Source organism: Agromyces excoecariae (assembly GCF_051715505.1).
Lineage (GTDB): Bacteria > Actinomycetota > Actinomycetes > Actinomycetales > Microbacteriaceae > Agromyces.
This window is the reverse complement of the sequence record NZ_JBPSLA010000012.1, coordinates 35,381-49,038: the sequence shown is the minus strand read 5'-3', so window position 1 is coordinate 49,038 and position 13,658 is coordinate 35,381. Positions and strand designations below refer to the sequence as shown.

Sequence of the window (13,658 nt, the reverse complement as noted above, 5' to 3'; positions counted from 1 at the left end):
GGTCAGCCGATGGCCTCGCGCAACGACCGCAGGTCGGCGCTCGGATCGGGCAGGGTCAGTGTGAGGACCGGCCGGCCGTGCTCGGCGAGCACGGACGCGTCGCCGGAGGCCTGGGCGGTGATGAGCTCGCCGAACGTGAACGGCCGGCCCGGGATGGGCAGGTCGTCCGTCGGACGCTGGACGAGCTGGAGGAACACCCCGTTCGCCGGACCGCCCTTGTGGTACTGGCCGGTGGAGTGCAGGAACCGCGGACCCCACCCGAACGTCACGGGACGGCCGCTGCGCGCTGCGAGCAGGTCGCGGAGCTCGGAGAATCCGGGGTGCGCCAGCCGATCGACGTACGCCTGCACCGCGAGGTACCCGTCTGCCGGTACTTCTTCGAGCAGTACCTCGATCGCGGAGGCGAGGTCGCTGGCCGCGCCGATCACGTCGGGCGTGCCGCGGACCTCGATCCCCTCGGTGACGAACGCCGCGGGCGCCGGCTCGGGGCGTGCCTCCAGCAGTCCGCGCGCCGCGACCTTCGCCGACTCGACGTCGGGCTGGTCGAACGGGTTGATGCCGAGCAGCCGGCCGGCCACCGCCGTGGCGTACTCCCAGGCGAGCAGTTGCGCGCCGAGCGTCCCCGAGACCCGGATCTCGCCGTCGGTGCCGTCGACGAACCGGTCGGTGCCGGCGTCGTCGACGAGGCGCACGACCTGGAGGTCGCTCGGACGCGATGCGAGCTCGGGCGCGTCGGGACCGAGGACGACCGGCAGGATGCCCGTGCCGTCCTTGCCGGTCGACTCGGCGATGAGCTGCTCGGCCCAGTCGGCGAAGCCGACGATGTGGGTTCCGTCGGCGACGATCGCGAGCTTGTCCCGCCGCGGGTCCGTCGCCGCGATGGCTGCGCCGAGCACGAGGCCGGGGTTCTCGTCGGAGTCGAGGGCGAGGGCGAGTTCGATCGCCTCCGCCTCGTCGAGCAGCTCTCCGATGTCGACGCCGGCGAGGCCGGTCGGCACGAGACCGAACGCCGTGAGCGCGGAGTAGCGTCCGCCGACCGACGGATCGGCGGTGAACACGCGGTAGCCCGCGGCACGTGCGGATTCCTCGAGCGGCGAGCCCGGGTCGGTCACGACCACGATGCGCGTGGCGGGGTCGATGCCCGCATCCCCGAACGCCTGCTCGTACGCACGACGCTGCGAATCGGTCTCGACGGTGGACCCGGACTTCGACGAGACGACGAGCACCGTGCGCTCGATCCGATCGGCGAGAGCCGCACGAACCTGGTCGGGTTCGGTCGAGTCGAGCACGGTGAGGCTCGCGCCCGCCGTGCGGGCGACGACCTCGGGCGCGAGCGAGGAGCCGCCCATGCCCGCGAGCACCACGTGGTCGATGCCGCGCGCCCGGAGTTCGTCGCGCAGCGCCGCGATCTCGGGCAGGAGGGGACGCGAGACCGCGATGGCCTCGGTCCACCCCAGCCGCTTCGCGGCCTCCGACTCGGCGGCCGGTCCCCAGAGGCTGGAGTCGAGCACGGTGATGCCCGTCGCCACCCGATCGGCCACCAGTCGTGGCACGATCCGGCGCACCGCGTCGGCCGCAGGGCCGTTCACGGAGATGCGGACATTCACCGAGCCGCCTCCAGGGCGGAACGCACGGTGTCGAGCAGCTCGTTCCAGGACACGACGAACTTGTCGACGCCCTCCCGCTCGAGCAGCTCGGTCACGTCGTCGTACTCGACGCCGACGCTGGCGAGGGCGTCGAGCACGCGGCCCGCCTCGGCGAACGCGCCCGTGACGGTGTCGCCCTCGACGACGCCGTGGTCGAACGTCGCCTCGAGCGTCTTCTCGGGCATCGTGTTGACGACACCGTGGGCCACGAGCTCGGTCACGTAGAGCGTGTCGGGCAGCGCCGGGTCCTTGACGCCGGTCGAGGCCCACAGCGGCCGCTGGCGGTTGGCGCCGGCGTCGAGCAGGGCGACCGCGCGAGGCGCGGCGAACTGCTGGAGGTAGAGCTCGTACGCGAGGCGGGCGTTGGCGACCCCGGCCCGGCTCTTCAACGCGAGGGCCTCCGGCGAGCCGATCGCCTCGAGTCGCTTGTCGATCTCGGTGTCGACGCGCGAGACGAAGAACGAGGCCACCGAGTGGATGGTCGACAGGTCGAGGCCGGCCGCCTTGGCCTGCTCGAGGCCGGCGAGATAGGCGTCGATGACCTCGCGATACCGGTCGAGGCTGAAGATCAGCGTCACGTTGACGCTGATGCCCGCTCCGATCGCCGCGGTGATCGCCGGCAGGCCGGCGCGCGTGGCGGGGATCTTGATCATGACGTTCGGGCGATCGACCTTCTCCCAGAGGCGGTGCGCCTCGGCGATGGTCGCCTCGGTCTCGTTCGCGAGATCGGGGGAGACCTCGATCGAGACGCGGCCGTCGTAGCCGTCGGTGCGGTCGTAGATCGGCCGGAAGTGGTCGGCGGCGTCGCGGACGTCGTCGGTCGTGATCTCGAAGACCGCGCGGTCGACGTCGGCACCGTCGGCCGCGAGGGCGGCGACCTGGTCACGGTACGCGTCGCCCTTCGCGAGGGCGCCGGCGAAGATCGTCGGGTTCGTGGTGACGCCGACGACGTCGCGCTCGGCGATGAGCCGCTCGAGGCCGCCCGAGGTGATCCGCTCGCGCGAGAGGTCGTCGAGCCAGATGCTGACGCCGGCCTGCGAGAGGGCGGCGGTGGGGGTGGTGCTCATGTTCGATGTCTCCTTCTGCTCGGTCAGTTCGACGCGAGCGATTCCTTCGCGGCGGCCACGACGTGCTCAGGCGTGATGCCGAACTCGCGGAACAGGGTCTTGTAGTCGGCGGAGGCGCCGAAGTGCTCGATCGACACGGCACGGCCGCGAGTGCCGAGGTAGCGGTACCAGGTGAGCGCGAGGCCGGCCTCGACGCTGACGCGCGCGGTGACGGAGCTCGGCAGCACGGACTCGCGGTAGTCGGGGTCCTGCTCCTCGAACCATTCGAGGCTCGGCGCGGACACGACGCGGGCCGAAACGCCCTCGGCGGCGAGCTGCTCGCGTGCGGCGAGCGCGACCTGCACCTCGGAACCGGTGGCGATGAGGATCACGTCGGGCGTGCCGGAGGCCGCCTCGGCGAGGACGTACGCGCCCTTCGCGACGTTCGAGGCCGCGGCCAGGGTGTCGCCGGATGCCGCTCCATCGCCGCGCTCGAACACGGGGATGTTCTGGCGGGTCAGCGCGATGCCTGCCGGCCCGCCGCGGCGCTTCAGGATCTCGAGCCACGCGTACGCGGTCTCGTTCGCGTCGCCGGGGCGGACGACCGAGAGGTGCGGGATCGCGCGGAGCGCGCTGAGCTGCTCGATCGGCTGATGCGTGGGGCCGTCCTCCCCGAGGGCCACGGAGTCGTGGGTCCAGACGAAGATCGACGGGATCTGCATGAGCGCCGCGAGCCGGACGGCGGGACGCATGTAGTCGCTGAAGATCAGGAAGGTGCCGCCGAACGCACGCGTCTTGCCATGCAGCACGATGCCGTTCAGGATCGAGCCCATCGCGTGCTCGCGGATGCCGAAGTGGAGCACGCGACCGTAGGGGTTGCCGGGGAACTCGTGCGTCGAATGCTCGGCCGGGATGAAGGACGGCGCCCCGTTGATCGTGGTGAGGTTCGACTCCGCGAGGTCGGCGGATCCGCCCCAGAGCTCGGGCAGGTGCGCGGCCAGCGCGTTGATGGCCTTGCCCGACGCGGCACGCGTCGAGACGTCCGTGCCGGCCTCGAACACGGGGAGCGCGGCCTCGAGCCCGTCGGGCAGCTCGCCGGCCTCGAGCCGGTCGAGCAGCGCCTTGCGCTCGGGGTTGGCGGACGCCCACGCGTCGAACGACGCCTGCCACGCCTGCTTCGCCTCGGCGGCCCGGTCGCGCGCGTTGCCGCGCGTGCGCTCGATGACCTCGTCGGCCACGACGAAGCTCTCCGCCGGGTCGAACCCGAGGACCTCCTTCGTCGCGGCGAGCTCCTCGGCGCCGAGCGCCGAGCCGTGGATCTTGCCGGTGTTCTGCTTGTTCGGTGCGGGCCAGCCGATGATCGTCTTCAGGACGATGATCGACGGCTTGCCGGTCTCGGCCTTGGCCGCCTCGATCGCGCCGTCGAGCTCGGCGATGTCCTCGACGTAGGCGCCGGTCTTCTTCCAGTCGACCGTCTGCACGTGCCATCCGTACGCCTCGTAGCGCTTCGCGACGTCTTCGGTGAAGGCGATGTCGGTGTCGTCCTCGATCGAGATCTGGTTCGAGTCGTAGATCACGACGAGGTTGCCGAGCTGCTGGTGCCCGGCGAGCGAGGAGGCTTCGCTCGTCACGCCCTCCTCGAGGTCGCCGTCGGAGGCGATCACGAAGATGTGGTGGTCGAACGGGCTCTCGCCGGCCGGTGCGTCGGGGTCGAACAGGCCGCGCTCGTACCGCGAGGCGTAGGCGAACCCGACCGCCGAGGCCAGGCCCTGGCCGAGCGGGCCGGTGGTGATCTCGACGCCGGCCGTGTGGCCGTACTCGGGGTGGCCGGGGGTCTTCGAACCCCACGTGCGCAGCGCCTCGAGGTCGGCGAGCTCGAGGCCGTCGCCGGCCAGGTAGAGCTGCACGTACTGCGTCAGCGAGCTGTGGCCCGCCGAGAGGATGAAGCGGTCCCGCCCGAGCCAGTCGTGGTCGGCCGGGTCACGGCGCATCACCTTCTGGAAGAGCAGGTACGCGACGGGCGCGAGGCTCATCGCCGTGCCGGGGTGGCCGTTGCCGACCTTCTCCACGGCGTCGGCAGCGAGCACGCGCGCCGTGTCGACCGCGCGATCGTCGATGGGGTCCCAGTGCAGAGTTGCCACGGGTTGGGGTTCCTTCCGGTCGTGACGGCGTCGGGGAGCCTCTCCATTCGGCTCCCGGACCCGCCGGGAAACGCGACGGCGCGGTGGAGCCCGGGACCGATCCGGTTCATGCGTCAGGTGGAGGTGCACGTCGAATCCGCGCCACCGGGCGCGCTGGGTTCAGTATATGGAGTAGCCCTCACTCTATGACGGGGCTTGACGCGTCCGTCCGGCGACGATCGGATGGCCTAGAATCGAACGGGTTGCGCGCGCCCCGCCTCGTCGGCGCGCGCCCGGAAGAGGAATTCATGCAGGCCGCGCCGACCATCCGTGACGCTCGACAGACGACGAACGTGCGACGCAAGGTCGCCGCGTACGTCGCACTCACCAAGCCCCGGGTGATCGAGCTGCTGCTCGTCGTGACCGCGCCGACGATGATCCTCGCCTCGAACGGGCTGCCCGATGTGTGGCTGCTGCTCGCCACGCTGGTCGGCGGCGCCATGAGCGCAGGGTCCGCCGGCGCGTTCAACTGCTACATCGACCGCGACATCGACCGCGTCATGAAGCGCACCAAGGGTCGCCCGCTCGTCACGGGGGAGCTCTCCGATCGCGAGGCGCTCGTCTTCGCGTACGCGCTCGGCGCGGCGTCGATCGTCTGGCTCTGGGTGTTCGCGAACTGGCTCGCCGCGCTGCTCTCGCTCGCCGCGATCCTGCTCTACGTCGTCTTCTACAGCCTGATCCTCAAGCGTCGCACCGCCCAGAACATCGTCTGGGGCGGGGTGGCCGGCTGCATGCCCGTGCTGATCGGCTGGGCTGCGGTGACCGAGAGCCTGACCTGGGCACCGTTCATCCTCTTCCTCATCATCTTCCTCTGGACGCCGCCGCACTACTGGCCGCTGTCGATGAAGTACAAGGACGACTACGCGGCGGCCGGCGTGCCGATGCTCGCCGTGGTGCGCGGTCGGGCGCAGGTGGGCCTGCAGGTCATCCTGTACGCCTACGCGACGGTCGCCGCGTCGTTGCTGCTCATCCCGGTCGCCGGCATGGGCCTGCTCTACTCGAGCGTCGCGCTCGTCGCCGGCGTGTGGTTCATCGCCGAGTGCCACCGCCTCTACAACCTCGCGATCCGCGGTCAGGAGGTCTCGCCGATGCGGGTCTTCCACGGCTCGATCATCTACCTGTCGCTGCTCTTCCTCGCGGTCGGCATCGACCCGCTGCTGCCCTTCTAGGCGCGTCGTGGTGTCGGATCGGCCGCCACGTCCGAACGTGGACTGGGCGCTCCCTCGCGCTGCGCGCTAGGTGGGCGCCGCGCGCACGCACACCGCCCGAAGGCTCCACCCCGTGGCCTCCGAGCGCGTGCGTGGACGAGGGCTCAGTCCTGTTGCGGGATCCAGGACGGGGCGGGGACTCCTGCGCCGGTGAGATCGTCGCACCGGACGAACTGGGTGCCGACGCGTCGGAGCGGGCACCGGTCGTCGTCGGCGACCTGGACGGAGACCACGGTCGGCGTCGGCTCGGGAGCCGGCTCGGGGCGGGCGATCGCGGGTGCGGCGGTGAGGGCGGAGAGCAGCGCGGCCGCCGAGACGACGAGCGCCGAGGTGAGGGCGGTGGTGGTGGTGCGCATGATCGTGTTCCTTCCGGGATGGGCCGACGGTGCGTCGACACCCACGACGATGCGCGTGTCCGCACGCTGCCGGATCGGGTCCCGGCCCTGAGACGGGTGACGAAAGACCTGATTCCCGGACGCGCGACTGCCAGACTGGTCGGGTGGTCGTGCCAGCCGCGACCGCTCGGCCGCAACTGGCCGGCCGTGAGCGGGAGCTGGACATCGTGGGAGGACTCCTCGACCGGGCGTGGGACGAGGGGGCCCAGGCCCTCGTCGTGTCGGGCGATGCCGGCGTCGGCAAGACGGCGCTCGTCGCCGCGGCATGCGAGCTCAGGCGGGCGGATGGCGAGACCCTCGTCGGTGCGTGCCTGCCGCTCACCTCGATGTCCATTCCGTTCCTCCCGATCCGTTCGGCGCTCCGGGGGAATCCGCACCTCCCCGCGCCGCCGCTCGAGGCGGCCGACGGTGCGGGCCGCGACTTCGCCGTGCGCTTCGATGCCTGGCTGGACGAGCAGTGCGCCCGGCGACCCGTCCGGCTGGTGATCGACGACGTCCAGTGGGCCGATCGGAGCACGCTCGACACCCTGATGTACGCGATCGCCGGTCCGGCATCGCGCCGCCTCGCGATCGTCGTGACCCTGCGCGCCGGCGAGGTCGGCCTGGGCCACCCGCTGCAGCGCTGGCTCGCCGACGTCCGACGCCTGCCCCGGACGTCCGAGCTCGAGCTGGGCCCGCTGGACCGGGCGGGGACCGCTGCACACGTCGAGCGACTGCTCGGCACCCTGCCGCACCAGTCGCTGATCGACGACGTGCACGCCCGCAGTCGGGGCAACCCCTACTTCACGCGCCTGCTCGTCGCCGGGCTCGCGCCTGACGCGCGGGCCGTTCCCGACTCGTTCCCGGCCGACCTCAGCGCGGCGGTGCTGCAGTCCTGGTACCGGCTCTCCCAGCCCACACGCCACCTCGCCACGATGCTCGCGGTCGGTGGGCGCGCGATGCGGGCGGACGAGCTCGCGGCGGTGGTGGGCGGGACGGATGTCGCGGCGACGCGATCGCTCCTGCTCGAGGCGGTGGACGCCGGAACGCTGGACCTGCTCGACGACGGCGGCTTCTGGTTCCACCATCCGCTCAATGCCGAGGCGCTCGAGGCGACGCTGGGCTCCGATGAACGGCGCGAGTGGCACCGCCGCTTCGCGGACGCCATCGAGGCCGGCGGCGCTGCGGAGCTGTCCGTGTCCTCGGCGGTCGCCGTGGCGGACCACCGCCATCGTTCCGGGGACGCCGGCGCGGCCTTCGACGCGGCCCTCCGTGCGGCGAGCGCCGCCCGCGCGGCCACCGGTACGGCGGAGGAACTTCGCCTGCTGCGGCGCGCCGTCGAGCTCCGCGCGCAATTGCCCCGTGCCGAGCCGTCGATGGAGTCGCTCCTCGATCGGTTCCGCAGCGCGGCGGAGGACGCCGGCGCCACGGCGGAGGAGCTCGAGGCGGTCGACCTGCTCCTGCAACGCATCGACGAGGAGGCCGAGCCGCTGCGTGCGGCCGCGCTGCTCGTGCGACGGACGCACCTCCGGTTCATGCGGGGACTCGCCTTCGCCGAACTGCCCGAGCTGGAGCGCGCCGTGAGGCTCGCGTCGGCTGACATGTCGAGCCCGGAGTACGCCCTCGCGCTGGCCGAACTCGCCCAGGCGGAGCAGTGGCACGGCGTGCCCGCCGCGGTCGAGCACGCGGCCGCGGCGCTGGCGCACGCCCGGGCAGCCGGTGATCCGCGTGCGCTCTCGTTCGCACTCAGCGTCGCGTCCATGATCTCGACCTTCGAGGGCGACGTGGCGAGCGCGGCGGAACTCGGGCGGGAGGCGATGGCGCCCGCGCTGGAGGCGCGCGACTGGTTCGCGTACGTGCACGGCGCGATGTGGGCGGCGAACGCGACCGAGACCTGGGCGAGTTCGACGTACGCCGAGCGGATGGAGTCCTCCCGGCGGCGCCTCGAGGCGAACGGTGGACCCCATGCGTACCTCGCCTGGCTTTCGGCAGCGGAGGCCAATGCGCACTTGGCCAGCGGGGGCTGGCGCGAGGCCGACGAACGGCTGCGTGTCGCACTGGGGTCGGATCCCGGCCCGCTGGGGGACGTTGAGGCGCGCCTGACCGCGGCGAGGCTGGCGGCCCTTCAGGGGCAGCTGCGGGAGGCGGAGGCGCACCTGCTGCGCGTCGAGGAACTCGTCGTGGGAGGGTCGGAGTTCCTGCCGCTCGAGTACGACGCGGTGCGCGCAGAGGTCCGTCTCGCGACGGGCGACGCTGCCGGGGCCTACGATGCCGCGCTCGAGGGCGCGGTCGACCGGGGAACGAATCCGACGATGGCCGAATGGCTGATGCCCTTCGCCGCCCGCGCCCTCGCCGACCTCGCGCAGTCCGGCAGAGACGCCGGCCGACCCGTCGACGAGGTGCTCGACCGGCTGGACGCGCTGGTCGAACGCTTCCCGCACGTCATCGAGGACGTCGGCACGGCGACGGAGCTCATGCGCCGACAGGTCGCGGCCCTCGACGCCCTGTACGTCGCGGAGTGCGCCAGGGCCCGCGCCGACCCAGGGGTCGCCGACGCGTGGTCCCTCGCGGCGACGAGATGCTCGACCGCGCGACTTCCATGGGAGGAGGCCTACGCCAGGTGGCGCGCGGCCGAGGCACTGCTTGCACGGGGCGGAGACCGACCCGCCGGGGCCGAGATGCTGCGGTCGGCCCTCGCGCTCGCTCGCCGACTCGTCGCGAGGCCGGTCGAGGAGGAACTCCTCGACCTCGCGCGCCGGGCGCGGGTGCCGGTCGACGAGCCGGAACCCGCGATGCCCGAGTCGGCATCGGTCGTCTCGGGGCTCACCGGACGAGAGCGGGAGGTCCTCGCGCTCATCGCGGTCGGACGCACCTATGGAGAGGTCGCTCGTGCACTGATGATCAGCGAGAAGACCGTGAGCACGCACGTCTCACATCTCCTCGCGAAGACCGGATCGGCGAACCGGGTCGAACTCGCCCGACTCGTCCGTCGACTCCATGACGCCTCGGTCGCGGAAGGCAGCGGCGACGCGTCCTGACGACTCGCGCTCAGCGTGCGGAAGCCGCCATGGGTGCGTCGTCGGCGGAGGCATCCGTCGCCAGTGGTCGCTTGAGCTTCAGCACCACGACGGTCATGGTCGCGGCCATGAGTGCCGCGAGGACCATGTGCACTCCGACGGCGAGCGGCGGGAGGCCGTTCCGCGCCTGGTAGAGGCCCACGGCGATCTGGACGAGCTCGACCGCGAGCAGCACGATCGTCCAGCGCGCGACCGGCAGGCGCAGGCGCCACGCGGCGATCGCGAGCACGACGGTCAGCGCGAACAGCGCGTAGCCGGGCCACGCGTGCACGTGCTCGAGGAGCTCGGCGTTGAACCCGGTGCGGCCGGCGTCGGCGTCGCCCGAGTGCGGGCCGGAGGCCGTGGTGAGCACGCCGAACGCGATCGAGATCGCGAGCACGGCGGTCGTGGCGTGCGTGAGGATCGCGAACCATCGGGGGACCGCGAGCTCTCGCGGGCCGGGCGTCGCATCGAGGCGCACGAGATAGGCCGCCGTCACGCAGACGAGCAGGAGCGAGGCGACGTAGTGGAAGCCGACGATGAAGGGGTTGAGGCCCGTCCAGACCGTGATGCCGCCGACGATCGCCTGCGCGACGATGCCCAGGAGGACGACGAGCGCGAGGGTCCAGAGATCGCGCCGTTCGCGCCGCAGCCGCCAGATCGAGACGATGACGAGCAGGGCGACGATGCCGACGACGCCGGTCATCAGGCGGTTGCCGAACTCGATGACCCCGTGGATGCCCATCTCGGGCGTCGTGACGAGCGAGTCGGCCGTGCACATGGGCCAGGTCGGGCATCCGAGCCCGGAACCGGTCAGCCGCACCGCGCCGCCCGTGGCGATGATGATGGTCTGCGCGAGGAACGAGAGCCATGCGGCGACGCGGACGCGCCGGTCGATGCGGTCGGGCAGCCAGGCGATGACGCGGTTCACGGCTCGTCGAGTTCCTGATCCGGGTCGGAGTGTGAGGGTTCTGGGAGTCGGGACTCCGGGACCTTCGACCCTATAGACTTGATTGGTTGACGCGGTTCCGCGCGCGTGTGCGGCGCGGCGCATCACCATTGTAGGTTCGCGACGAAGCCACCCGCACATCACCCCACGACCGAACCGGCACCTCGACCGGATGGCCGGGGGTGGGCCGGACTGATAGCCGGTACGCGGGAGGAGAAGAGGGAGAGCATGACGGACGTACTCATCGACCGCCCTGAGCTGGAGGGTCTCGGCACGTACGAGTTCGGCTGGTCCGACTCCGACGTGGCCGGAGCATCCGCTCGTCGCGGCCTGTCGCCCGAAGTGGTGGCCGACATCTCGCGGCTGAAGGACGAGCCGGAGTGGATGCTGCAGCGACGCATGCGCGGCCTCCAGTTGTTCGACCGCAAGCCGATGCCGTCCTGGGGCGCCGACCTGTCGGACATCGACTTCGACAACATCAAGTACTTCGTCCGTTCCACCGAGAAGCAGGCCCAGACGTGGGAGGATCTGCCCGAGGACATCCGCAACACCTACGAGCGCCTCGGCATCCCCGAGGCCGAGCGCCAGCGACTCGTCGCGGGCGTCGCCGCGCAGTACGAGTCCGAGGTCGTCTACCACCAGATCCGCGAGGACCTGGAGGAGCAGGGCGTCATCTTCCTCGACACCGACACGGCGCTGCGCGAGCACCCCGAGATCTTCGAGGAGTACTTCGGCACCGTCATCCCGGCCGGCGACAACAAGTTCGCCGCGCTGAACACCGCCGTCTGGTCGGGCGGGTCGTTCGTCTACGTCCCGAAGGGCGTGCACGTCGAGATTCCTCTGCAGGCCTACTTCCGCATCAACACCGAGAACATGGGCCAGTTCGAGCGGACCCTGATCATCGCCGACGAGGACAGCTACGTCCACTACATCGAGGGCTGCACCGCCCCGATCTACAAGTCGGACTCCCTGCACTCGGCCGTCGTCGAGATCATCGTGAAGAAGAACGCCCGCGTGCGCTACACGACGATCCAGAACTGGTCGAACAACGTCTACAACCTCGTCACCAAGCGCGCGGTCGCGCACGAGGGCGCCACCATGGAGTGGGTCGACGGCAACATCGGCTCGAAGGTGACGATGAAGTACCCCTCGATCTTCCTCATGGGCGAGCACGCCAAGGGCGAGACGCTCTCGGTCGCGTTCGCCGGCCCGGGCCAGCACCAGGACGCCGGCGCGAAGATGATCCACATGGCCCCGTACACGCAGTCGTCGATCGTCTCCAAGTCGATCGCACGCGGCGGCGGCCGTGCGGGCTACCGCGGCGAGGTGCGGGTGGACGCCAACGCCCACCACTCGGCGAACACCGTGCGCTGCGACGCACTGCTCGTCGACACCATCTCGCGTTCCGACACCTACCCGGCGATCGACATCCGCGTCGACGACGTGCAGCTCGGCCACGAGGCCACGGTCTCCAAGGTCAGCGAGGAGCAGCTCTTCTACCTCATGTCGCGCGGCCTCCCCGAGGACGAGGCGATGGCCATGATCGTGCGCGGCTTCATCGAGCCCATCGCGCGCGAGCTGCCCATGGAGTACGCGATGGAACTCAACAAGCTCATCGAGATGGGCATGGAAGGATCGGTCGGCTAACCGATGAGCACCGCGATGCAGAGCACCGCCCTGCCCACCCCCGAGCAGCACGGCATCCGTGCGCACTCCGACGGCCCGATCGTTCCCGTCCAGACGCGGTCCGAGCGGTTCCGCTCGACCGACGTGGCCGAGTTCGCGCCCATCACGGGTCGCGAGCACGAGTGGAAGTACTCGCCCGTCGCCGCGTTCGCCGACCTCACCTCCGGCGAGCTCGACGGCTCGCGCGTCGAGGTCGAGTCGACGGATGCCGCGGGCGTCTCGCTCTCCTGGATCGCCCGCGACGACGCCCGCATCGGGCGCGCCGGGATCCCCGAGGAGCGCGCGTCGGCGAACGCCTGGTCGAGCTTCGGCGAGGCCCTGCTCGTCGAGGTCGCCGGTGAGGAGCCCAAGACCGTGACCGTGACGCGCTCGGGTCTCGGCACGGCCCCCCGCGCCGCCCATACGATCATCGAGGCCGCGCCCTTCAGCCAGGCGCTCGTCGTGCTGCGCGGCATCGGCGATGCCCGCCTCACGGAGAACGTCGAGGTCGTCGTGGGCGAAGGCGCGAACCTCACGGTGGTCTCCCTCCAGGAGTGGACCGACGAGTCGGTCCACCTCGCGAGCCACTTCGCCCGCATCGGCCGCGACGCCAAGCTGAAGCACATCGTCGTCTCCCTCGGCGGGAAGGTCGTGCGGGTGAACCCGTCGACCCACCTGGCCGAGCAGGGCGCCGACGTCGAGGCGCTCGGACTCTACTTCTCCGACGCCGGCCAGCACCTGGAGCAGCAGGTGTTCGTCCACCACGACGCCCCGCACACCCGCTCGCGCGTGACGTACAAGGGCGCCCTGCAGGGCGAGGGCGCACGCAGCGTCTGGATCGGCGACGTGCTCATCGGCAACACGGCCACCGGGACCGACAGCTACGAGCAGAACCGCAACCTGGTCCTCACCGACGGCACGCGCGCCGACTCGGTCCCCAACCTCGAGATCGAGACGGGCGACATCGAGGGCGCCGGCCACGCGTCGGCGACCGGGCGGTTCGACGACGAGCAGTTGTTCTACCTCCAGGCGCGAGGCATCCCGGAGGACGAGGCGCGTCGCCTCGTCGTGCGCGGCTTCCTCGCCGAGGTCGTGCAGCAGATCGGCGACGCCGAACTCGAGGAGCGTCTCATCCGGGCGCTCGAAGCGGAACTCCAGGGGAGCTGACGTGGCATCCACTCGCGTGTGCGGGGTCGACGACCTCGCGGTCAATGAGGCGCAGAAGTTCGTCGTCGACGGCGTGCCGATCGCCGTCGTGAAGGACGCGGCCGGTGACGTCTTCGCCATCGGCGACACCTGCACCCACGGCGACATCTCGCTCTCCGAGGGGTTCGTCGAGGACGACACGCTCGAGTGCTGGGCCCACGGCTCGAAGTTCTCCCTCCTCACGGGCAAGCCGCTCACGCTTCCGGCGTACGAGCCCGTGCCCGTCTACCAGGTCGAGATCACCGACGGGGGCGTCTTCATCGACCCCGCGGTGAAGCTCGCCGTCTGACCCCGACCTCCCATCGCTTCCGGCCCGCGCGGCCGGCCA

The 13,658-nt window shown here is 71.2% G+C and carries 10 protein-coding genes; 5 read left to right on the top strand and 5 right to left on the bottom strand.

What is annotated here, in order from left to right; translation table 11 throughout:
- Positions 1-2 precede the first annotated feature (2 nt).
- The 3 genes from ACSJD1_RS11975 to tkt are packed head-to-tail and all read right to left on the bottom strand — an operon-like array spanning position 3 to position 4,833.
- Positions 3-1,607: a glucose-6-phosphate isomerase gene (locus tag ACSJD1_RS11975; RefSeq protein WP_438855534.1), complete on the bottom strand. Its 1,605-nt coding sequence runs from the start codon at positions 1,605-1,607 to the stop codon at positions 3-5.
- Positions 1,604-2,713: a transaldolase gene (gene tal, locus ACSJD1_RS11970; protein WP_438855533.1), complete on the bottom strand. Its 1,110-nt coding sequence runs from the start codon at positions 2,711-2,713 to the stop codon at positions 1,604-1,606. The genes ACSJD1_RS11975 and tal overlap by 4 nt, the downstream gene beginning before the upstream one ends.
- A gap of 23 nt (positions 2,714-2,736) precedes the next feature.
- A complete protein-coding gene (tkt, locus tag ACSJD1_RS11965; RefSeq protein ID WP_438855532.1) occupies positions 2,737-4,833 on the bottom strand; it encodes a transketolase in 2,097 nt (698 codons plus the stop codon).
- Positions 4,834-5,120: 287 nt separating this feature from the next.
- On the opposite strand from tkt, the gene ACSJD1_RS11960 reads away from it, so the two are divergent.
- Positions 5,121-6,041, top strand: coding sequence for a heme o synthase (locus tag ACSJD1_RS11960; protein WP_438855655.1), 921 nt, complete (start codon positions 5,121-5,123; stop codon positions 6,039-6,041).
- A 143-nt stretch (positions 6,042-6,184) separates the two neighbouring features.
- Here ACSJD1_RS11960 and ACSJD1_RS11955 read toward each other — a convergent pair whose 3' ends face one another.
- Positions 6,185-6,436: a hypothetical protein gene (locus ACSJD1_RS11955; protein WP_438855531.1), complete on the bottom strand. Its 252-nt coding sequence runs from the start codon at positions 6,434-6,436 to the stop codon at positions 6,185-6,187.
- Between the two features lie 143 nt (positions 6,437-6,579).
- Here ACSJD1_RS11955 and ACSJD1_RS11950 point away from each other — a divergent pair, with 143 nt between their 5' ends.
- Positions 6,580-9,492, top strand: coding sequence for a helix-turn-helix transcriptional regulator (locus tag ACSJD1_RS11950; RefSeq protein ID WP_438855530.1), 2,913 nt, complete (start codon positions 6,580-6,582; stop codon positions 9,490-9,492).
- Between the two features lie 10 nt (positions 9,493-9,502).
- Here ACSJD1_RS11950 and ACSJD1_RS11945 read toward each other — a convergent pair whose 3' ends face one another.
- Complete coding sequence (locus ACSJD1_RS11945; RefSeq protein WP_438855529.1) at positions 9,503-10,441, bottom strand: COX15/CtaA family protein; 939 nt, start codon at positions 10,439-10,441, stop codon at positions 9,503-9,505.
- A 246-nt stretch (positions 10,442-10,687) separates the two neighbouring features.
- On the opposite strand from ACSJD1_RS11945, the gene sufB reads away from it, so the two are divergent.
- Genes sufB through ACSJD1_RS11930 form a run of 3 tightly spaced genes read left to right on the top strand, consistent with a single transcriptional unit; the run spans position 10,688 to position 13,619 of the window.
- Positions 10,688-12,106, top strand: a complete 1,419-nt coding sequence (gene sufB / locus ACSJD1_RS11940) for a Fe-S cluster assembly protein SufB (RefSeq protein ID WP_438855528.1) — start codon at positions 10,688-10,690, stop codon at positions 12,104-12,106.
- 3 nt (positions 12,107-12,109) lie between these two features.
- On the top strand, positions 12,110-13,291 hold the full coding sequence (gene sufD, locus ACSJD1_RS11935) for a Fe-S cluster assembly protein SufD (protein WP_438855527.1): 1,182 nt from the start codon (positions 12,110-12,112) through the stop codon (positions 13,289-13,291).
- Between the two features lies 1 nt (position 13,292).
- On the top strand, positions 13,293-13,619 hold the full coding sequence (locus ACSJD1_RS11930; RefSeq protein WP_438855526.1) for a non-heme iron oxygenase ferredoxin subunit: 327 nt from the start codon (positions 13,293-13,295) through the stop codon (positions 13,617-13,619).
- Positions 13,620-13,658 lie beyond the last annotated feature (39 nt).